Raw genomic sequence first — 20025 nt, forward strand, 5'->3', positions numbered from 1 at the left:
TTCAGCAGCGCCAGAAGGGGCGGAGGCGGACGAAGACGAGCCTGCCCCCGACGAGGTCGGCGCGGAGCCTGCAGACAAGGACAGCAAGCCTGCGGACGAAAACAAGCCGGCTGGCACCGTGCCGCCGGTCGTGCCCGAGCCCAAGGTCTAAGCCTTGTCAAAAACTTAGGGTAAGCCGCATAGTATCTGCACGGCGGTGCCGGCGTGGCGCAGTCGGGGGTTGAGCAGCAGGTCGATGATTTCGCAAAAAGCCAAATATGCGCTGCGTGCGCTGGTCTCGCTGGCCCGCAGCGGGCGGGAACAGTCGATGATGATCGGCGAAATTTCCCGGCAGCAGTCGATCCCCAAGAAGTTCCTCGAACAGATTCTGCTCGAGCTCAAGCGCGCGGGGTTTGTCGACAGCCGTCGCGGCCGGGCGGGTGGCTATGTGCTGCTCAAGGCGCCCGAGGAGATCATGTATGGCGAGGTGCTGCGGCTGATCGACGGACCGATCGCGCCGCTGCCGTGTCTCTCCAAGATTGCCTATCGCAAATGCGAGGATTGCCGGGACGAGGAATCCTGCGAGATCCGGCATGTGTTCGAACGGGTGACGCTGGCGACAAGGGCGGTGCTGGACCGGACGAGCCTCGCGGATTCGCTCAGGCTGGAAGATTTGCCGGTGTGAGGGGGGCGTAGTGCTCCATGCCGCCGCAACCACAGTGTCACCCCGGCCTTGAGCCGGGGCCCATCTCGAGATCAGGTCACGGCCGCAAGGTCGTGGTAACAGGTACTGCGATCTGGCGGCAAGGCGCACATCTCAGGATGGATCCCGGCTCAAGGCCGGGATGACATCGAGTGTGTGGGGCGCTAATTGCAACTGGCCTTACCCAAACACCACCGTCTTCTTGCCATTCAGCATCACCCGGCTTTCGAGGTGGAGCTTGACGGCCCGCGCCAGAACGCGGCTTTCGATGTCGCGGCCGGCCGCGACGAGGTCGTCGGGGCTCATGGCGTGGGTGACGCGGGCGGTTTCCTGCTCGATGATCGGGCCTTCGTCGAGGTCGGGCGTCACGTAATGCGCCGTCGCACCGATGATCTTGACGCCGCGCTCATGGGCCTGGTGATAGGGCTTGGCGCCCTTGAAGCTGGGCAGGAAGGAGTGATGGATGTTGATGACCTGGCCGAAAAGGCGGGTCGACAGATTGTCACTCAGCACCTGCATGTAGCGGGCCAGAACGACCAAATCGGCGCCGGTCGATTTGACCAGGGCCAGAACCTGCTCTTCCTGTTGCGCCTTGGTATCTTTCGTTACCGGCAGCAGATGGAATGGAATGCCGGCGTCTTCGGCGATCTTTTTGGCGTCGGGGTGATTGGAGATCACGGCAGCGACTTCGGCATCGAGCCAGCCAACGCGGATCTGATAGAGCAGATGCAGCAGCGTGTGGTCGAACTTGGAAACCATGATCACCACACGGCGCTTGCGGCTCTGGTCGGCCAGCGTGGTTTTCATGGAAAAGCGTTCGATGGGTGACTTCAGCGCGCGCTCGATGGCGTCGCGACCAATGCCCTCCGGCGCCGTGAAGGCCAGGCGCATGAAGAAGGTGCCGGTTTCCTGGTCCCAGAACTGGTTGCTCTCGGCAATATTGGCGTTGAGCGCGGCCAGTTCGGTGGTGATGGCGGCAACAATGCCCGGCCGGTCGGCGCAGGAAAGGGTCAGGACGAAATTGGCCGGGGACATGTCTTACGCCACTTCATATCAATCGCTGGGTGGCCAGCGGTATCAATGGCTTGGGGTGTTTCGTCAAGAAGCAAAAAGGGCCGCCCCGAGTGGGACGGCCCTCCTGAGTACTATCGGCCTCGAGTGCCGGGGAGATGGTGTGTTTCTTAGACGCGTTCGTCGAACGGAAAAGTGGGGTCCACTTTTCCTGCGAACGCTCTAGGTGGGATCACTCCCGACCATTACACAATATCCAAAGCCTTCTTCGAGTACCAAAATCTCAAACGACACTGGATCACCTCCTTCACGTTGGTTGAACATGGAAGGATGCTGCGCCTGATTTGGCGGTGTGTAAAGCCACAAAAGCTTCACGATTTTCTCGAAGGCCAGGCCGACCGGGGCATTCAATCGGGCCAGCTGTCTTTTGGCCAATCCCGAGCGGAGTGTATGACGCGTAGAACCACGAGGGCCCCAGTGGCTTCGTGCAAGGCATAGCAAAGGACGTAAGGTGTGCCGGCCACGGATTTTTCGAAGGTACCGGCAACACGCCCCGGCCTGCCAATTGCCACCTCACCAAGCAAGGTTGCTGCTCGTTCCAGCCGGTCGATCGAGCGATTGGCCGCCGCAGCACTTTCCAGGGCAATATAGCGGTTGTGTTCGTCGATGTCGTCCAGCGCATCGAGCGACCAGACGACACGCCGCCTCACTTCTTTCGAGCCTGGCGTTCTTGCGTGGTTGCGATCGTAGAGCGTAGGCGCGCCATGGCCTCGTCATGCGGGACCACCCGGTCCGCCTCCAGGTCTGCCAGTCCTCGCTTGATGCCGTCGATGACAGCCAGTTCGTGTTCCGCATAGGCTGAAAGGGCCTCAGTCGCCAGCGATGCCACGCTGCGTCGTGTTTCGACGGAGACCTGGTCCAGCTTTTCTCGAACGTCTGCAGGCAGATCGATAGTCAGAGATGTGCTGGAGGGCATGGCTCTCTCCTCAGAGGACGAGGAAGAATAGCACGTCGGGCAAAGTCACAAAAGGCGGCTCTGCGCGGGGTAGCCGCGCAAAGCCTTGGGCTTCTAGCGCCCGGCCTTGCGGCGCTTGGGCATGGAGCGTAGCTGGATGATGGTCGCGATCAGGACACCAGTGGCGACGATGCCGATGATGATGGTGGCGAGTGCATTGACGTCGGGTGAGACGCCGAGGCGGACTTTCGAGAAAATCACCATGGGCAGGGTGGAGGAGCCCGGGCCCGAGACGAAGCTGGCGATGACCAGATCGTCGAGCGAGAGGGTGAAACCCAGCAGCCAGCCCGAGACCAGCGCCGGGGCGATGATGGGGAGGGTAATGTCGAAGAAGGTGCGCAGGGGCGAGGCCCCCAGGTCCATTGCGGCTTCTTCGACGCTGCGGTCGAAATCGCTCAGACGGGACTGCACCACGACGCAGATATAGGCCATGGCGAAGGTCGAATGGGCGATGACGATGGTCAGCATGCCGCGGCCGGCGGGCCAGCCCAGCATGCCCTCCATGGCGACGAAAAGCAGCAGGAGCGAGAGGCCGGTGATGACGTCGGGCATGACCATGGGGGCCGAGACCATGCCGGAAAAGAGCGTGCGGCCGCGGAAGCTGCGGAAGCGGACGAGGGCAACGGCAGCGAGCGTGCCGAGCACCAAGGCAATGGTGGCGCTGATGGCGGCGATCTGCAGGCTCAGCCAGGCGGCGCCCAGCATCTGCGGATCGTTGAACAGTTCGCCATACCATTTGGTCGAAAAGCCCGACCAGACGGTGACCAGGCGGTTCTCGTTGAAGGAGAAGACCACCATGGAAATGATCGGGGCATAGAGGAAGCCAAAGCCCAGAGCTGCCGTAATGGGGAGGAACCAGCCACGCCGCATGTTACTTCTCCACCACGGCGTTCTGCGCCTTTTGCAGCAGCATGATCGGGACCACCACCACGGCCAGCATGGCAACGGCGACGGCTGCGGCGCGCGGCCAGTTGGCGGCCGAGAAGAATTCGTCCCAGAGCACGCGGCCGATCATCAGGGTCTCCGGACCGCCCAGGAGCGCAGGAATGACGAATTCGCCGACGGCCGGAATGAAAACCAGAAGCGAACCGGCCAGAATGCCGGGGAAGGAGAGCGGCAGCGTGACCGACAGGAAGGTCTGCCAGGGGCGCGAGCCGAGGTCGGCGGAAGCCTCGATCAGCGAGGCGTCGAGCTTCACCAGGGTCGTATAGAGCGGCAGGATCATGAAGGGCAGATAGGAATAGATGAGGCCGACATAGACGGCGAAATCGGTCTGCATCATCACCAGGGGCTCGATGCCGAAGAGGCCAAGGAACTGGTTGATGAGGCCATTGCCGCGCATGAAGCCGGTCAGCGCATAGATGCGCAAAAGGAAGGAGGTGAAGAAGGGTAGGACCACCAGCATCAGCAGAACATTGCGCCAGGGATCGGGGGCGCGGGCGATGGCGTAGGCCATCGGATAGCCGATCAGCAGGGTAAAGACCGTGGCGATGGCGGCGATGCGCAGCGAGCTCAGATAGGCGGCGACATAGAGATTGTCGCTGAACAGGCGGATGTAATTGTTGAGATGCAGGGTCAGCTGCACCGTGCCTTCCTCGGTGGTGAGGAGGGGCGAATAGGGCGGGCGACCAAACTGCTTGGTGGCCAGCGAAATGCCAAAAACCACGGCCAGCGGAATGACGAAGAAGATCATCAGCCAGGCGACAGGTGCGATCAGCACCAGCGCCTTGCCGGAAATGCCGACCTTGGCGAGGCCGCGTTCGACGGCCTTCCAGGGCTTCAGTCGCCGCGGGGGCGGGAAGGAGGGATCGTGAAGCGTCGTCATACTGTCAGCACCGAGCCCGAGCTGTCGCCCCAGGTGACATAGACCTCTTCGTCCCAGGTGATGGAATCTGGATTGCCGCGCATGGTGTTGGTCTGGGTGACGCGCAGGTGTTTGCCGCTGTCGAGCAGCACCTGATAGACGCTCATGTCGCCGAGGTAGCCGATGTCTTCCACGACGCCCCTCGTGACATTGGCGCCATTCTTGCTGGTGGGCTTGTCGCGGCTCAGCATGAGTTTTTCCGGGCGAATGGCCCACCACAGGATCTGGTCGGGGGCGCAATCGACGCCGTGGCCGACATAGATATCGCAACCCAGTTCGGGAGAATGGATGCGGACATGGCCCGGCTCGTCCTCGGTGACCACGCCTTCCACCATATTGGCCGAGCCGATGAAGCTGGCGACGAATTTGGAATTGGGGAATTCATAGATGTCGGTAGGTTCGCCGATCATGGCGATCTCGCCCTGGTTCATCACGCCGATGCGCGTGGCCAGCGACATGGCCTCTTCCTGATCGTGGGTCACGACGATGAAGGTGACGCCCAGGGTTTCCTGGATCTTGACCAGTTCGAACTGGGTTTCCTCGCGCAGCTTCTTGTCGAGGGCGCCGAGCGGCTCGTCGAGGAGGAGAAGTTTCGGGCGCTTGGCGAGGGCGCGGGCAAGGGCGACGCGCTGGCGCTGGCCGCCGGAGAGCTGGTGCGGCTTGCGGGCGCCGTAGTCCTGCAGCTTGACCAGGGTCAGCAGCTCGGCGACGCGGGCGGTGATTTCCGGCTTGGGCAGGCCGTCGCGCTTGAGGCCATAGGCGACATTCTGCTCGACGGTCATATGCGGGAAGAGCGCATAGGACTGGAACATCATGTTGACGGGGCGATTGTAGGGGGCGACCTGGGTCATGTCCTGGCCGTCGATCTCGATCGTGCCCGAGGTCGGGGTCTCGAAGCCGGCGAGCATGCGCAGCAGCGTCGACTTGCCCGAACCCGAGCCGCCGAGCAGGCAGAAGAGCTCGGACTTGTAGATATCGAGCGAGACATCATGGACGGCCGAAACGTCACCGAATTTCTTGGTGACATTGCGGATGCGCACGAAAGGCTTTGCGGCAGGGTCACGCCATGGGCGGGTATCGGCGGCAATCTGGGGCTTCTTTGCCATGGCGTTCTGCTACTCTAGATCAGCGGTCATCTGCCGCAGTTTTATCTTGCTCCCGGCCTCAGGGCCGGAAACCTCCGTGAATTGGCGCATGCCATAGGCAAAAGGGGCGGCCGTGGCCACCCCTAATCTGCGTTTACTGCCCGGTTTTGATGCGGGTCCAGGTGCGGGTGAGCACCTCTTCATACTCGGGCGAGTGGGCCTTCATGGTGAAGCCCTTGGCCAGGGTCTCGGTCGAGGGATAGATGGACGGGTTGTCCTTGACCTCGGCATCGACGAATTCGAGCGAGGCCGGGTTGGGGTTGGCGTAGAACACCGTGTTGGAAATGGCGGCTACGACTTCCGGCTCGAGGATGTAATTGATGAACTTGTGCGCGTTTTCCGGATGCGGGGCATCGACCGGAATGGCCAGGAAGTCATAAAGCGTCGGTGCGCCTTCCTCAGGGATGAGGTAGGAGACTTCGGTGCCTTCGGCGGCGGCATCGGCGGCGATGAACATGTCGCCCGAATAGCCCATGGCGAGGCAGATTTCGCCATTGCCCAGATCGTCGATATACTGGGACGAGTGGAAATAGCGGACCGACGGCTTGATGGAATTGAGCAGTTCCTCGGCCTTGGCCAGGTCTTCCTCGCTCTCGGAATTGGGATCAAGGCCGAGATAGTGCAGCGCCGTGCCGACGACTTCGGAAGGGCTGTCCATGATGGCCACGCCGCAGGAGGCGAGCTTGCCCACAGTCTCCGGATCGAGCAGCAGATCCCAGCTGGTGGGCGGGGTGTCGGTGCCGAGGGCCTCAGCGACCTTGGCGACATTGTAGCCGAGGCCAATGGTGTTCTGCATATAGGGAATACCGTGTTCATTGTCGGGGTCGACAATGGCGGCGGTTTCCATAGCGGCCGGATCGAGGTTGGCGTAGTTGGTGAGCTGCGCCTTGTCGAGCGGCAGGATCAGGCCGGCCTTGATCTGGCGTTCGAGGAAATTGCCCGAGGGGACGACGATGTCATAGCCCGAGGAGCCGGCGAGCAGCTTGGCATCGACGATCTCGTTGTTGTCATAGACGTCGTAATTGACCTTGATGCCGGTCTCTGCCTCGAAATTGGCAATGGTGTCCTCGGCAATATAGTCGGACCAGTTGTATACGTTCAGAACGGGCTCTTCCTGGGCCAGCGCTGGGCTGGCAACGAGAAGGGCGCCAATGGCAAGGGCGAGCGACGGCTTCATCTGATGGCTCCTGTCGGGGTGGTTTCTTGGTTTTCTAGCAGCCCGAATGTCCGGGCGGCATTTTGGATGCGCCGAAAGGCGCGAACGGTCAGTGCGAGGCGCTCATCTTGGAGTGCCCGCTGCAGAACGGTCCTGAATCGCTGGTACAGAAAGAAAGCGCTCAAAAGCGCTGGGGCTATCGGCTGGCTGAGCCCCGGGTCGGGGCGTATATCGATCGTCGCCCGGGGCGCGATCAACAATGATGGTCTGCAGCGAAGTGCCCTTTCCACGCTGGAGTCTGTGGGGGCAACCTAGAGCCAAAATTTCCACGGGACAAGCGCCGCAAGGCAAGTTTTCTTAAGGCTTGACGCCTTGCGGCAATCAAGCGCAAAACCCGCCGCAAACGGGGTCGGAAAGACCTCAAAATCCTTCTGCATGAGCGAGTAAAACCATGAGCGCCAAGGCCTATCTGTCTGTCAGCCCCGAAGTCAAAAAGGCGCTGGCCGAAGGCAAGCCGGTGGTGGCGCTGGAATCGACCATCATCACCCATGGCATGCCCTATCCGCAGAACCTTGCCATGGCGACCAATGTGGAAAAGGTGATCCGCGATAATGGCGCGGTCCCGGCGACCATCGCTATCATGGATGGGCGCTTCTGCGTCGGCGTTTCGGGCGAGGATCTTGAGCGCCTGGCCCAGACCGGTGGCACTGCCGCCAAGGCCAGCCGGCGCGATGTGTCCTCTCTGCTGGTCAAGGGCGAGATCGCCGGCACGACCGTGGCGACGACAATGCAGATCGCCGCGCTGGCGGGCATTCATGTGTTTGCCACGGGCGGCATTGGTGGCGTGCATCGCGGCGCCGAGGATACGTTCGATATTTCGGCGGATCTCGAAGAGCTGAGCCGCACGCCGGTCTGCGTGGTCTGTGCCGGTGCCAAGTCGATCCTCGACATCGCCAAGACGCTCGAAGTGCTCGAAACCAATGGCGTGCCGGTACTGGGCTATGGCACCGACGATTTCCCGGCCTTCTGGGCGCGGCAGAGCGGCTACAAGGTGGATCACCGTTTCGATGATGCGGCAGATATTGCCAAGGTCGTCGCCATGCAGGGTGACCTGGGCATGGGCGGCGTGCTGGTTGCCAATCCGATCCCGGAGCAGGATGCGCTCGACCCTGCCGCCATCGAGGCGCGCATTGCCGAAGCGATCCGTGGCGCCGAACAGGAAGGCGTGTCGCGCAAGGCGCTGACCCCGTTCCTGCTCAACCGCATTTTCGAGCTGACCGAAGGCAAGTCGCTGGTCGCCAATATCGCCCTGGTGGAAAACAACGCCAAGGTGGCGTCGCAGATCGCGGTGGCGCTGGCGGCGCGCCAGGCGACCCGCCGCGCATGAGTGCACGGGTTCTCGTGGTCGGCGATGTGATGACCGATGTCATCGTCATGCCGGAAGGACCGATCGTCAAGGGGAGCGACCGGCGGGCCAAAGTGCGCAGCCGGCCCGGCGGCTCCGGTGCCAACCAGGCGGTATGGCTGGGGGCGATGGAGGCCGAGGTGGTGTTTGCTGCCCGCGTCGGCATGGACGACAAGCCAACCTATGAGAACTATTTTCGCGGGCTTGGCGTGGTGCCTGTGCTGGCCGGCGACCGGGAACAGCCCTCGGGCGTGCTGGTGACCATTGTCGATCCCGATGGCGAGCGGAGTTTTCTGACCGATCGCGGCGCCAATCTCAATCTTTGCGCCGGGGATCTCGACGAGAGCCTGCTCGACGAGGTCGGCATGGTGATGGTTTCGGGCTATAGCCTGTTTGCGCCTGGACCGCGGGCGGCGGTGCAGGCGCTGTTTGAGGCGGCGCGAGCCCGCAATATCGCCGTGGCCGTCGACCCGGCGTCGGTCGGCTTTCTGGTCGAAGTGGGCATCGCCAATTTCCTCGACTGGACGGCGACAGCGACGACGATCTTTGCCAATGAGAGCGAGGCCGAGGCGCTGACCGGCGTCACGGGTGCCCTCGCCCAGGTCAGGGCGCTGGGGGCACATTACGAGACCGTGGTGCTCAAGCGCGGGGCGCAGGGGGCAGCCGTGGGCGGACGGGATGGCGTGCGGGTGGAATTGCCGGCACAGCAGGTCCATGTGGTCGATACGACAGGGGCGGGCGATGCCTTCGCTGCGGGGTTCATTGCGGCACGGCTCAGCGGAATGGACGAGGCGGAGGCGCTGGCGCGGGCCATTTCCTCGGGTGCCAAGGCCGTGCAAAGCATTGGTGGGCAACCGGTTTAGGCTGGCGGCACCAGAGGTTTCCCCGCCCAACGCGCCTGCCGCATAATGGGCTCGTGCATCCGGGTTCAGGCGGCGCTTTGGCAGGTCCTCTGGCAAAACACCTGCTGGCTCCCTAAGTCTGACAGACCATACAGGAGCTCATCATGTCTGATCGCGTCCTTGTCACCGGGATCTCCGGCTTTCTTGGCGGCCATGTCGCCCTGCAATTGCTCAATGCGGGCTATGACGTGCGCGGCAGTATCCGCAGCCTGTCCAAAGCCGACAAGGTGCGCGAGACGCTGGCCAAGGCCGGCGCCGATGTCGGCCGGCTCGACTTCGTGGCGCTCGACCTGCTCGATGATGCGGGCTGGGCCGAGGCCATGACGGGTATCCGCTACCTGCAGCATACCGCCTCGCCCTTCGTGCTGGAGACGCCCAAACATCCCGACGAGCTGATCCGACCGGCCGTCGACGGCACGCGGCGCGCCATCGAGGCGGCACTCGTTGCCGAGGTCGAGCGCGTGGTGCTGACCTCGTCGATTGCCGCCATTCAATATGGCCATGACGATATATCCCGCAGCTTTACCGAGGCGGACTGGACCAATGTCGGGAGCCCGACCACTGGCGCCTATCCGCAGTCCAAAACCCTGGCCGAGCGCGAGGCCTGGCGGCTGATGGATGCGGCGGGCCGGCATGACGACCTTGCGGTGATCAATCCTGCGGCCATCCTCGGGCCGCTGCTCGACGAAGATCCGGGCACGTCGTCGGTCTTGGTGCGGCGGCTGATGGACGGCAAGCTGCCGGCCGTGCCCAAGCTGCCGATGTCGACGGTGGATGTGCGCGACGTGGCGGCATTGCATGTCGATGCCATGACCAATCCCGACGCAGGCGGCCAGCGCTGCATTGCCTCGGAAGGCACCTATTGGATGAGCGAATTGGGCCACATGCTCAAGCCGGCTTTCCCGGATCGGCGCGTGCCGACGGCGGAACTGCCCAGTTGGCTCATTCGCCTCGTCGCCCTGTTCGACCGCGATATCCGCGGCAATATGCACGAAATGGGCCGGATGAAGCGCGTCGACGGCCGCCGCGGCGTTGAACGGTTGGGACGACCGCTGGTGTCAACGCCAGACTCGGCCATCGCCACGGCGCGGAGCCTTGTCGAGCACGGGTTGGTCTAGGCGCGTCCCCCTTGTTCTCGCCGAGGATAGCGTCCATATCTTTTGCGGTCGGAACGGGGCTGTAGCTCAGTTGGGAGAGCGCGTCGTTCGCAATGACGAGGTCAGCGGTTCGATCCCGCTCAGCTCCACCATTCCGATGAAGCCGCACTCGCTATCCGCGCTACGCGCGCGAACGTCGTTTTGCAAAGGCCCGCCACAATTGTGAAAAATTGTGGAGGAATTCTTGACTACAAAAGTCAGTTTAATTATCACTCCGGCACCGCGTAGCCAGCCAGTGCCGATTTCCAGCCAGCCCCGCATTCAACTTCTTTGGGGTAATCATGGAACGACACCGCTTGCCGGTGGCTGACGCAGCGCGTCATCCACTGCGCCTTTCTGCGCGGGCGATTTTGCTTGGAGCTACAGTTCTGGCAGGCTTCGGCCTGCCGGGCGTGGTGCAGGGGCAAGAAGCCACACAGCTCTCGAACACGCAGGTGACGCTGCTGGAGCGCCTGGTGATCTCGTCGACGCGCAATTCCAAGCGGGTCCTCGATGTGCCGGCCACGGTCACCGTTATCAGCAGCGACGATATCGAGACGCATGTGGTGCGCGACATGCAGGATCTGGTGCGCTACGAGCCCGGTATTGCGGTGGATCGGCAAACCTCGATCACCAATCCCTGGGGCCAGCTCAACAGTTTCACCATCCGCGGCATGGGCGGCAATCGCGTGCTGATGATGGTGGATGGCTCGCGCATCCAGGAACGCATTACGGACGGCAGCCGCGATTTCATTGACACCTGGAACCTGCAGGCGGTGGAACTGGTGCGCGGACCCAATTCGGTGCTGTGGGGCGCCGATGCGCTAGGCGGCACCGTGGCCATGCGGACGCGTGATCCGGCCGACCTGCTGGACGGTTCGGAAAAGCCCTGGGCCGTCGAAATCCGGACGGCTTTCGACAGCTATGACAATAGCTGGCGCAAGCAGATCACCGGCGCCTATGACTTTGGCGCGGTGCAGGTGCTGGGCAGCTTCGGCCACCTGTCGTCTACCGAGCGGGAAGCGACCAATGGCGATCCGGATGGCGGCCCATGGGGCCTCTGCCCGCGTCCGAGTTATTTCCGCTGCAACGAACTCTTCCCGGCCGACACCAGCGCCTACAATGGCCTGGTCAAGGTGGTTGCGACACCCAGCGACGATCATGAGATCACGCTGACTGGCGAGTTCTTTGATCGCAACACGGTCATCGAGCAGATCTGGGATTCAAGCGCGGCGCTTGGCGGCTATACCAGCAATGCCTATCCGCGCGAACTGGACATGGAGCGCTATCGCCTCGCCGTGGAACATGACTGGCAAGTCGATGCGCCCTGGCTCGACAGCGTCAACTGGCAGCTGAGCGTTTCGCCACAGCGCCGCGTGACGGAAAGCACGTCCTACCGGACCTATGCTGCCCGGACGCAGACGGTTTATCAGCTGCGCGACTATGGCGAGACATTCTATGAGGCCGACCTGCAGCTGACGTCCTCGTTCGAGGCTGGCCCGACATTCCATACGCTGACCTACGGTTTCGACGGCGATTTCACGCGCACCAACTACGAAGGGCGCAATGAGACCTGGCGGTCGGACACCAATGTCACGACTATCGTCGATAACCAGGGCTTTTCGTTTCCGAAATCCGAGACCGTCCGGGCCGACCTCTATATCCAGGACGAAATCAAGGCTTTCGACGACCGGCTGACCATTACGCCGGGCGTGCGTTGGGCCAATTACCAGATCACGCCTGATAGCGCATACGCCAGCCTTGCCGGCTATTCCCCGGAAGAGATCAGCAGCTCGGAGCTGATCAAGAAGCTGTCGCTTCAGTACCAGCTGACCGACGAATATTCGGTCTATGCTGCCTATGGCGAGGGCTTTAAAATGCCCAGTTCGCAGCAGCTGTTCCAGTCCAACACTTCGTCGGTGGCAGCGCTCAACGACACCGAGATCGTGCCCAACCTCGGGCTGAAGCCGGAATCGGTGAAGAATTACGAAGTCGGCCTGCGCGGCGAGTTCGAGCAGGGCTGGTTCTCGGTTTCGGGCTTTTATTCCAAATACAGCAACTTCATCCGCAGCCTGCAGCCGACCCCTACGGCGACCTACAATGCCGGCACTGGTGTGTGGTCGCAGTATTGGTCGGACAATGTCGAGAATGTCGAGCTCTACGGGGTCGAGATCGGCGGCGAATATGAGTTCTACGAGAACATCTTCGCAACGGCCAATGTCAGCTGGCAGCGCGGTACGCAACAGGTCAACTCCACCGCAGCAACAACGCCATTCGATGGTGCAGTGCCGCTGACGGCGGTGCTCGGGCTGCGCTACGAAATGCCCGAGCATGGGCTGGAGTTCGAACTGCTGACCACGCTGGCGTCCGGGGTGACCGAGCGTGCCGATCCTGCGGCCTTCAAGCCCGATGGATACGCCCTGGTCGATGGCTATGCGACCTGGAAGCCCAACGAGAATGTCGAGATCAACTTCGGCGTCCAGAACATCTTCGACACCAAATACTACCCCAACACGCTGACCGGTTATGCGGAGACGGCAAGTTCGAGCGTGGCTGGCGTCAATCCGCTGGAGGCACAGGTGGGTGCGGGGCGGACCTTCAAGGTCGGGACAACCGTAAAGTTCTGATCCCATGCGGGAAGGACGCCTTCGGGCGTCCTTCTTCCTGACGGAGTGTGATGATGTCTCGTTTGTTGACCCAGTTCTGGCGTTTGTTGAAGCTGTGCATGTCCGGCCCTGGCGGCAGGATCGGCATCATCTTTTTCATCGGCATTGTCGCACTCGACTTTGTCGCCATCGCCGTCTCCATTCGCCTGGTGCAGTGGAATGGCGACTTCTACGGCGCGCTCGAGGCCATGAATGGCGGCGAGGCGGTTGCCCAGGTTGGCGTCTTCTTCATCATCGTCGCGGCCAATGTGTCGCTTCATCTTGTCGGGCTCTATCTGCGCAAAATGCTGCAGATGCGGTGGCGCCGTACCCTGACGCAGGGCGCGCTCGATATCTGGATGCACAACCGTGCCTATTGGCACCTTGCCAATACCGACATGGGTGTCGGCCCGAATGGCCAGCCGGTGGACAATCCGGACCAGCGCATCGCCGAAGACTGCAAGTTTTTCATCGAGAAGGTGCTCAGCGAAGCGCTTGACCTGATCGGCCGGGTAGCTGGCCTCTTCTCTTATATCGTGCTGTTGTGGAGCCTCGCCAGTTTTCCGCTGTCGCTAGCCCCTGTCGGGCTGTCCTGGGAAATCCCCAATTACATGGTCTGGGCGGCTTTCCTCTATGTCGCGCTGTGCAGCGTGATGGTGCATGTGCTGGGCTATCCGCTCAAGGGGCTGCTGGTCGAGCAGCAGCGTCGCGAGGCCAATTTCCGCTTCGCGCTGGCGCGCCTGCGTCTCAACTACGACGAGGTGGCCCTTTCCGCAGGCGAACAGGCGGAGCGTGGGGTGTTCAATGCGCGCTTCGATGCGATCATCTTGAACTGGCGCAAGCTGATCAATCGCGAGCTGATCCTGACCTGCTTCACCTTTCCCTATTCCAGCACAGTGCTACGCATCCCGCTCTTTGTCGCGCTTCCCGGCTATTTGGCAGGCCATGTTGCTTTCGGTGGGCTCATGTCGCTCACCATGGCCTTTTCCAATGTGGTGACCAGTCTTTCCTGGTTCGTGTTTTCCTATCGCGACCTGTCCGATCTGGTCGCCGCCTCATCGCGCCTCGACAATTTCCTCGAGGCAGCAAAGGCCGCGGGTCGGGTGGGACGCGGCATCGAATTGCGTGACGCAGCGAGTGATGTACTCGAAGTTAGGGACCTTGCCCTGACATCGCCCAGCGGAGAGGGGCTGCTCACCATTGCTGACCTTTCTGTCAGGCATGGCGAAAACGTCTGGCTGTGTGGGGCGTCCGGTCTTGGCAAGACCACGCTGATGAAAACGCTGGCCGGGCTGTGGCCGCATGGCACGGGGCAGGTTGCTGCGCCGCGTGCCTCGATGATCTTCCTGGCGCAACGCCCGTATTTCCCGATCGGGGACATTCACGATGCGCTCGCCTATCCGCGCAGCAAAAACGATTTCTCCGCTGCCGAGCTGGATGCTGTGCTGGCCAAAGTTGGCCTCGGCGACGCTGCGAATCTGGAGTTTGGACGCTCCGATACGATGGTTGGCCATGGCCTGTCGGGTGGCGAGCAACAACGCGTCATGCTGGCGCGCCTGCTGATCCATCGGCCACAATGGGCATTGCTCGACGAGCCGACTTCCGCCCTGGACAGTGCAGCAGAGGCAGAGCTTCTGGGCATGCTGCGGCGCGAGTTGGCCGACACGAGCTTCGTCATTGTCTCGCACCGGGAACCCAAGGGATTGGGCCGAATGCGCATCGTGGATCTGGGCAGGTCCGCGTCCACCAAACCATCTCCCTTCATACAGCAAGGCCTACCTGCATGACGTCTCCCATTCGCGAAATCCTCCATGTGGCGCCTGCGGAGGTGATCCGTCGCCTGCCCGCCATGGGCAACCTGATGATCACGGCCAAGCAGAATGGCGCGACCCACGAGCGGATCGGGACGATCGAGACGGTCACGGAAGATGCGGGCTGGCTGGTGTGTGGTGGCGACTGTCACGACAGCCGGATCGATCCTTCCGTGATCTCCCGCGTCCTGGTTGACCGGTCGAGCGTTATGCAGGGCAAGACCTATCCACGCATCGACTTTCACGCAGGCGAAGTGGTGCTGTTCAGCGTGGTCGGCTTTGCCGATATCGAGCCTTTCGACGCTGCGCTAGCCTCGCTCGGCGCCGGCGAGGCCCTGCCAGAAAAGGACAAGGAGCCGCGGCCGCAACGCGATGAAGCGACGCCTGAGGACGTTGGTGCGCAGCCGCTGCGCCAGGCGCTGGACAATGCAGGGCAGGTGACGATCCGCTTTATCCGGCCAGGTTTTGAGCAGCAATGGTCGGGCGTGGTCGAAAGCGTCAAGCCGGCTATGGGCTTCATCAATGTCATGCGCGAGGATTTTCATCTGCACCTGTTGGGTGGCAGCGTTGCCGCGTGGCGCGATGGTGCGGCACTGGATGCGCAGGGCAAGGAAACCGGGCTTTATCTCGTGTCTGCGCAGGCATGAGCGGGATTGCGCAGGCACCGGGAACCTGGCTCGACGGCGAGACTGGCGCGGTGCTGGACCACGCGTCCCTGATGGTGCACATGGCGCAGCGGCGCGTCGTGCTGCTGGGCGAAACGCATGACCGCTATGATATCCATCGCTGGCAATTGCATGTCTGTGCCGGCCTTCTGGCGCATCGCACCGATATTGCCCTGGGGTTCGAGATGTTTCCCCTGCGTTGCCAGCCGGTGCTGGATCGCTGGGTGGATGGCGCGCTGGACGTGCCAAGTTTCCTTGAACAGGCGGAGTGGGAGACGGTCTGGCGCTTCGATCCGGCGCTCTATCTGCCGCTGTTCCATTTCTGCCGCGAGAACCGGTTGCCCATGCTGGCGCTCAACTGCGAGCGGCCGCTAGTGACGCGGGTGGGCAAGGAGGGCTGGGACGCCATTCCTGAGGCCGAGCGCGATGGCCTGACCCCGGCTGTTCCGGCCAGCGCAGCGCACCGCCAGCACCTGTTTGCAATCACTGGTGGCGGGCGCGGCGAGCGGTCGGTTGCCGGGCCGCAGGATCCAGCTTTTGACCGCTTCGTGCGTGCGCAGCAGACGTGGGACCGGGCCTTTGCCTGCAATATCGCCAAGGGTCTTGCATCGCAGCGCGCGGGTCTGATCCTGGGCATCATCGGACGCGGGCATATGGACTATCGCCATGGCACGCCGTTCCAGCTTGCCGAGCTTGGCGTTGATGACACAGCCGTGCTGCTGCCGTCGGACGAGCCAGTTTTCTCACAGGAGATGGGCGGCATCGGCGATGCCGTCTTCCGCCTGCCCGGACCACCGGAGCGCGCCGAGCGCCTCTCCCGCAAACCTATCCAAGAGTTCTGATCATGCGTAATCTGCCCCTGCTAACCCTGGCCATCGGCCTTACACTTGCCGTTCCCTCGATCGCTCAGGACAGCGCTTCCGGCCTGCCTGGCGGTGCCCGGTCGCTCAATGAGGAGCATGGCGACTGGACGGTGTCTTGCCGTGTCGAGGAGACCGGCAAGCTCTGCGTGATGGCGCAGACGCTGGCCAGTTCGCAATCCGGACAGCCGGTGTTCTCGCTCGAGTTAGCCACGCCGGCGATCGACAAGGTTGAGGGCATGATGCTGTTGCCCTTTGGCCTGCGTCTTGCCGATGGCGTGCAGCTCAGCGTGGACGGCACGGCGGTCGGCGAGACGCTGCCTTTCCTCACCTGCGTCAGTAGCGGGTGCCTGGTTCCGGTCGCTTTTGACGCCAGCCAGGTCAGCGCGCTGCGGGCGGGGACTGAGATGATCGTTCGCGGCAGCGGCATGAAGGGTTCGGAACCGGTCGAGCTCAAGGTGTCGCTGGCCGGTTTTGCCCGGGCGGCCAACAGGTCTGTCGAACTGTCGCTTTGATCAGGCTCCGGCCCGCTCCAGGCGTTCGGCAGAGCGGGCAAAGCCGTCGCTGATCACGGCGCGCATGGTGTCGCGGGCGGCTTCCACGTTCTGCGCGCGAATGGCCTCGGCGATGGCGCCGTGGTTGGCAGCGGTTTCCTCGAGCTTGGCCTTGTTGGCGACCGGTGAGCTGATGGTGAAGACGGCGGTCAGGGCCACTTCCACCAGGGCGCTGATCGAGGCCATGAAGGGATTGCTGGCCGCTTCGGCCACGGCGCGGTGGAAGGCGAGATCGGCACGGGCGAATTCCTCAGCTGTCGTGGCTTCGCCCATGGCGTCGGCCAGGGCAACAAGGTGATCAGCCTGTGCCTGGGTGCGGCGCTCGGCGGCAAGGGCTGCCGATTCGAGTTCAATGCCGATGCGCACTTCGGCGACGCTGCGCAGGAAATCGACATCGGGGCCGGCTTCGAAATGCCAGGCCAACACATCGGCATCGAAAAGATTCCAGCGCTGGCGCGGCAGGACGCGGGTGCCGATGCGGGCGCGGGCCTCGATCATGCCCTTGGCGGCCAGCGTCTTCAGCGCTTCGCGCAGCACGGTGCGAGAAACGGAAAAGCGGGCGAGCAATTCGGTGTCGGAGGGGAGGATCGCGCCTTCCGCATAGTCGCCGCGCACGATGGCGGCGCCCAGTTGGCCGAGAACCAGCGAATGCAGATTGCGCGAGGGAACGCGACCGGCGATTGAAGCGATCAGATCGCCCCTGCTGTTGTCCTGTTCATGCCGCGTGGCCATGAGCCCCCCTTTTGTTGGGCCTGACCTAAGCATGGCACCAAAAGTATTACAATATTTCAGCAGCCTCGCGGACTGGACAGCGGCGCCGGCATTTGATGTGGGTAGCGCCAAAGGAGTTAGCCTATGACCGACCAGATCGATGCCGTTCTTGCCAGCGTGGATGCCGGGCTCGAACAGAGTCTCGAACGCCTCTATGCGCTGTTGCGCATCAAGTCCATCTCGACCGACCCAGCCTATGCCCAGGAATGCCAGAAAGCGGCGGACTGGATCGTCGGCGAGCTGCAAGGCCTCGGATTTGACGCGTCGGCGCGGGCGACGGCAGGCCATCCGGTGGTGGTGGCGCATGGGCCGGATCAGGCGGGGCCGCATGTGCTGTTCTATGCCCATTACGACGTGCAACCGGTCGATCCGGTCGAACTCTGGCATTCGGACCCCTTCGAGCCGCAGCTCAAGACCGACGCCAATGGACGCAAGATCATCGTGGCGCGCGGGGCTTCGGACGACAAGGGGCAGATGCTGACCTTCATCGAGGCCTGCCGGGCCTGGAAGCAGGTGGCGGGTTCGCTGCCGGTCAAGGTCAGCCTGATGCTGGAAGGCGAGGAAGAAAGCGGCGGCAAGAACCTGCCGCCCTTCATGGAGGCGCATCGGGACGAGCTGGGTGCCGCCGATATCGCGCTGGTCTGCGATACCGACATGTGGGACCGCGAGACGCCGTCGATCACCACAATGCTGCGCGGGCTGGTGGCGGAAGAGGTGGTGGTCACCTGTGCCAACAAGGACCTGCATTCGGGCATGTTCGGCAATGCGGCGCGCAATGCCAACCAGGTGCTGGCCGACATCATCGCCAGTCTCAGGGCGCCCGATGGTTCGGTGACGGTGCCCGGATTTTACGACGATGTGGCCGAGATTTCGCCCGAGCTCAAGGCGCAATGGGCGGGACTTGGTTTTGACGAACAGGCGTTCCTGGGCGAAGCGGGGCTGTCGGTTCCCGCCGGGGAACAGTCCCGCTCGGTGCTGGAAATGCTCTGGGCGCGGCCGACCTGCGAAATCAATGGCATGACCGGTGGTTATACTGGCGACGGCTTCAAGACGGTCATTCCGGCCAAGGCCAGCGCCAAGATTTCCTTCCGCCTGGTTTCGGGCATGCAGCCGGAAAAGATCCGCGCCGCGTTCCGCAAGCATGTGGAAGCGCTGGTCCCGGCCGATTGCTCGGTGACCTTCCATGAGCATGGTGGTTCGCCGGCGATCACAGTGCCGGACGACGGCGTGCAGTTGCGCCAGGCGCTGGCGGGACTGTCGGCTGAATGGGGCAAGCAAGCGGTGATCACGGGCGCGGGCGGCTCGATCCCGGTGGTGGGCGATTTCAAGCGCATTCTTGGACTCGATACGCTGCTGATCGGCTTTGCCCAACTGGACGACCAGATCCATTCGCCAAACGAGAAATATGATCTCGACAGCTACCACCGCGGCATCCGCAGCTGGGTGCGGGTGCTGGCATCGCTGGCTGGCTAGCCAGCGATCGGGAGCAGGATCACTGCGACAAGGGCGATGACAGCCGGGAGGGTCTGGATGAACAGAATCTTCCGGCTGGCCGTCGCCGCGCCAAAAATGCCGGCAACGGCGACACAGGTGAGAAAAAAGACCGCGATCTGCCAGCCGAATTGCGGCTGGGGATGAAGGATCGACCAGATGAGGCCGGCGGCGAGGAAGCCGTTGTAGAGGCCCTGATTGGCCGCCAGAGCCTTGGTCTTTTCAGCAAAATCCGCCGTCAGGCCAAAAGCCTTCTGGCCGCGCGGGCCGGTCCACAGAAACATCTCGAGGATCATGATGTAGACGTGGAGCAGGGCGATTGCGGCGACGAGAATGACGGCGATAAGGTTCATTTGGTCTTGGTCTTTCCGCTAGCGGGCGCATCGGTCTGAGCCGCATCTGCATCCGCTTGTAGCCTATCCATCAGCGCGCGCCACTCGGTATAGGCGGCTTCCTGGTCGGGTAGGGGATCGCGCGAACCGCCCTGGAAGACCAGTTCCTCAAGCACGCTTTCAACGCCCGGACCTTCCACCTCGCAGGTATTGGCTTCGTCCAGGGCGGCGAAGGCCTGGTCGTAGAAGATGGAATCATAGTCGTCGGTGGAAAGCTTGAGCTGACCATAGGCCAAAAGGTCGGCGGAATCGGTCAGCAGCGACCATTCGGCCTCGGTTACCTCAAAGCCGGTGCAATTGGAGGAGACCACATTGGCCAGAACGACCTGATAGAGAAACTCCTCGGCGCGGTGCTCGGTGTAGGAGGAGAGGTCGGGCAATTGCACATAGACCTTGCCATCGGCGATGGCCGGGGTGGCGATCAGCAGGGCGGCAGTGGCGGCGGCGAGCAAGGGCTTCATGGGCAAGTTTCCTGGTGGGCAATGTTTTAAATCTGCCAAGCGGTTTAGCCCGAATTGCG

Annotated in this window: 20 protein-coding genes and 1 tRNA gene; 11 read left to right on the forward strand and 10 right to left on the reverse strand. The window is 62.5% G+C overall.

The features are described 5' to 3' along the window. Positions 1-235 precede the first annotated feature (235 nt). Positions 236-664: an Rrf2 family transcriptional regulator gene (locus P0Y65_19855; GenBank protein WEK04400.1), complete on the forward strand. Its 429-nt coding sequence runs from the start codon at positions 236-238 to the stop codon at positions 662-664. Between the two features lie 198 nt (positions 665-862). On the opposite strand, the gene purU is transcribed toward P0Y65_19855, so the two are convergent. The 7 genes from purU to P0Y65_19890 form a co-directional block, all read right to left on the reverse strand. Further along, on the reverse strand, positions 863-1717 hold the full coding sequence (gene purU, locus P0Y65_19860) for a formyltetrahydrofolate deformylase (GenBank protein WEK04401.1): 855 nt from the start codon (positions 1715-1717) through the stop codon (positions 863-865). Between the two features lie 383 nt (positions 1718-2100). Beyond that, the gene (locus tag P0Y65_19865; protein ID WEK04402.1) at positions 2101-2403 is read right to left on the reverse strand and encodes a type II toxin-antitoxin system RelE/ParE family toxin; all 303 of its coding nucleotides are present in this window, start codon (positions 2401-2403) and stop codon (positions 2101-2103) included. Continuing rightward, positions 2400-2669 carry a CopG family transcriptional regulator gene (locus P0Y65_19870; GenBank protein WEK04403.1) on the reverse strand — a complete coding sequence of 90 codons (270 nt, stop codon included), beginning with the start codon at positions 2667-2669 and terminating at the stop codon, positions 2400-2402. The genes P0Y65_19865 and P0Y65_19870 overlap by 4 nt, the downstream gene beginning before the upstream one ends. A gap of 93 nt (positions 2670-2762) precedes the next feature. After that, complete coding sequence (locus P0Y65_19875) at positions 2763-3578, reverse strand: ABC transporter permease subunit (GenBank protein ID WEK04404.1); 816 nt, start codon at positions 3576-3578, stop codon at positions 2763-2765. A gap of 1 nt (position 3579) precedes the next feature. After that, positions 3580-4533, reverse strand: a complete 954-nt coding sequence (locus tag P0Y65_19880; protein WEK04405.1) for an ABC transporter permease subunit — start codon at positions 4531-4533, stop codon at positions 3580-3582. Beyond that, complete coding sequence (potA, locus tag P0Y65_19885; protein WEK04406.1) at positions 4530-5678, reverse strand: polyamine ABC transporter ATP-binding protein; 1149 nt, start codon at positions 5676-5678, stop codon at positions 4530-4532. Before potA ends, P0Y65_19880 begins: the two co-directional genes overlap by 4 nt. A gap of 133 nt (positions 5679-5811) precedes the next feature. Then, entirely contained in the window at positions 5812-6894 is a 1083-nt protein-coding gene (locus tag P0Y65_19890; GenBank protein ID WEK04407.1) for a polyamine ABC transporter substrate-binding protein, read from the reverse strand. A gap of 430 nt (positions 6895-7324) precedes the next feature. Here P0Y65_19890 and P0Y65_19895 point away from each other — a divergent pair, with 430 nt between their 5' ends. The 9 genes from P0Y65_19895 (at position 7325) to P0Y65_19935 (ending at position 16812) form a co-directional block, all read left to right on the forward strand. Further along, positions 7325-8260, forward strand: coding sequence for a pseudouridine-5'-phosphate glycosidase (locus tag P0Y65_19895; GenBank protein ID WEK04408.1), 936 nt, complete (start codon positions 7325-7327; stop codon positions 8258-8260). Next, on the forward strand, positions 8257-9141 hold the full coding sequence (locus P0Y65_19900) for a sugar kinase (protein ID WEK04409.1): 885 nt from the start codon (positions 8257-8259) through the stop codon (positions 9139-9141). The genes P0Y65_19895 and P0Y65_19900 overlap by 4 nt, the downstream gene beginning before the upstream one ends. A 143-nt stretch (positions 9142-9284) precedes the next feature. Next, positions 9285-10298 carry an aldehyde reductase gene (locus P0Y65_19905; GenBank protein WEK04410.1) on the forward strand — a complete coding sequence of 338 codons (1014 nt, stop codon included), beginning with the start codon at positions 9285-9287 and terminating at the stop codon, positions 10296-10298. Positions 10299-10353: 55 nt separating this feature from the next. Continuing rightward, positions 10354-10429: transfer RNA gene (locus tag P0Y65_19910), tRNA-Ala, on the forward strand. A gap of 189 nt (positions 10430-10618) precedes the next feature. Next, positions 10619-12943: a TonB-dependent hemoglobin/transferrin/lactoferrin family receptor gene (locus tag P0Y65_19915; GenBank protein WEK04411.1), complete on the forward strand. Its 2325-nt coding sequence runs from the start codon at positions 10619-10621 to the stop codon at positions 12941-12943. Positions 12944-13041: 98 nt separating this feature from the next. Next, positions 13042-14748: an SbmA/BacA-like family transporter gene (locus P0Y65_19920; GenBank protein ID WEK04412.1), complete on the forward strand. Its 1707-nt coding sequence runs from the start codon at positions 13042-13044 to the stop codon at positions 14746-14748. Continuing rightward, on the forward strand, positions 14745-15419 hold the full coding sequence (locus P0Y65_19925) for a hypothetical protein (protein ID WEK04413.1): 675 nt from the start codon (positions 14745-14747) through the stop codon (positions 15417-15419). The genes P0Y65_19920 and P0Y65_19925 overlap by 4 nt, the downstream gene beginning before the upstream one ends. Then, positions 15416-16279 carry a ChaN family lipoprotein gene (locus P0Y65_19930; protein WEK04414.1) on the forward strand — a complete coding sequence of 288 codons (864 nt, stop codon included), beginning with the start codon at positions 15416-15418 and terminating at the stop codon, positions 16277-16279. The genes P0Y65_19925 and P0Y65_19930 overlap by 4 nt, the downstream gene beginning before the upstream one ends. A 2-nt stretch (positions 16280-16281) precedes the next feature. Continuing rightward, a complete protein-coding gene (locus P0Y65_19935) occupies positions 16282-16812 on the forward strand; it encodes an invasion associated locus B family protein (GenBank protein WEK04415.1) in 531 nt (176 codons plus the stop codon). Here P0Y65_19935 and P0Y65_19940 read toward each other — a convergent pair whose 3' ends face one another. Beyond that, positions 16813-17583 carry a FadR/GntR family transcriptional regulator gene (locus P0Y65_19940; protein WEK04416.1) on the reverse strand — a complete coding sequence of 257 codons (771 nt, stop codon included), beginning with the start codon at positions 17581-17583 and terminating at the stop codon, positions 16813-16815. 123 nt (positions 17584-17706) lie between these two features. Here P0Y65_19940 and P0Y65_19945 point away from each other — a divergent pair, with 123 nt between their 5' ends. After that, positions 17707-19095, forward strand: coding sequence for a M20/M25/M40 family metallo-hydrolase (locus P0Y65_19945; protein WEK04417.1), 1389 nt, complete (start codon positions 17707-17709; stop codon positions 19093-19095). Here the strand turns inward: P0Y65_19945 and P0Y65_19950 are convergent. Together P0Y65_19950 and P0Y65_19955 are read right to left on the reverse strand one after the other, a co-directional pair. Next, on the reverse strand, positions 19092-19466 hold the full coding sequence (locus P0Y65_19950; GenBank protein WEK04418.1) for a DUF1304 domain-containing protein: 375 nt from the start codon (positions 19464-19466) through the stop codon (positions 19092-19094). The genes P0Y65_19945 and P0Y65_19950 overlap by 4 nt on opposite strands. Further along, complete coding sequence (locus P0Y65_19955; GenBank protein WEK04419.1) at positions 19463-19966, reverse strand: hypothetical protein; 504 nt, start codon at positions 19964-19966, stop codon at positions 19463-19465. Before P0Y65_19955 ends, P0Y65_19950 begins: the two co-directional genes overlap by 4 nt. Positions 19967-20025: the final 59 nt, after the last annotated feature.

The sequence above is a fragment of the Candidatus Devosia phytovorans genome, assembly GCA_029202405.1.
Taxonomy (GTDB): domain Bacteria; phylum Pseudomonadota; class Alphaproteobacteria; order Rhizobiales; family Devosiaceae; genus Devosia; species Devosia phytovorans.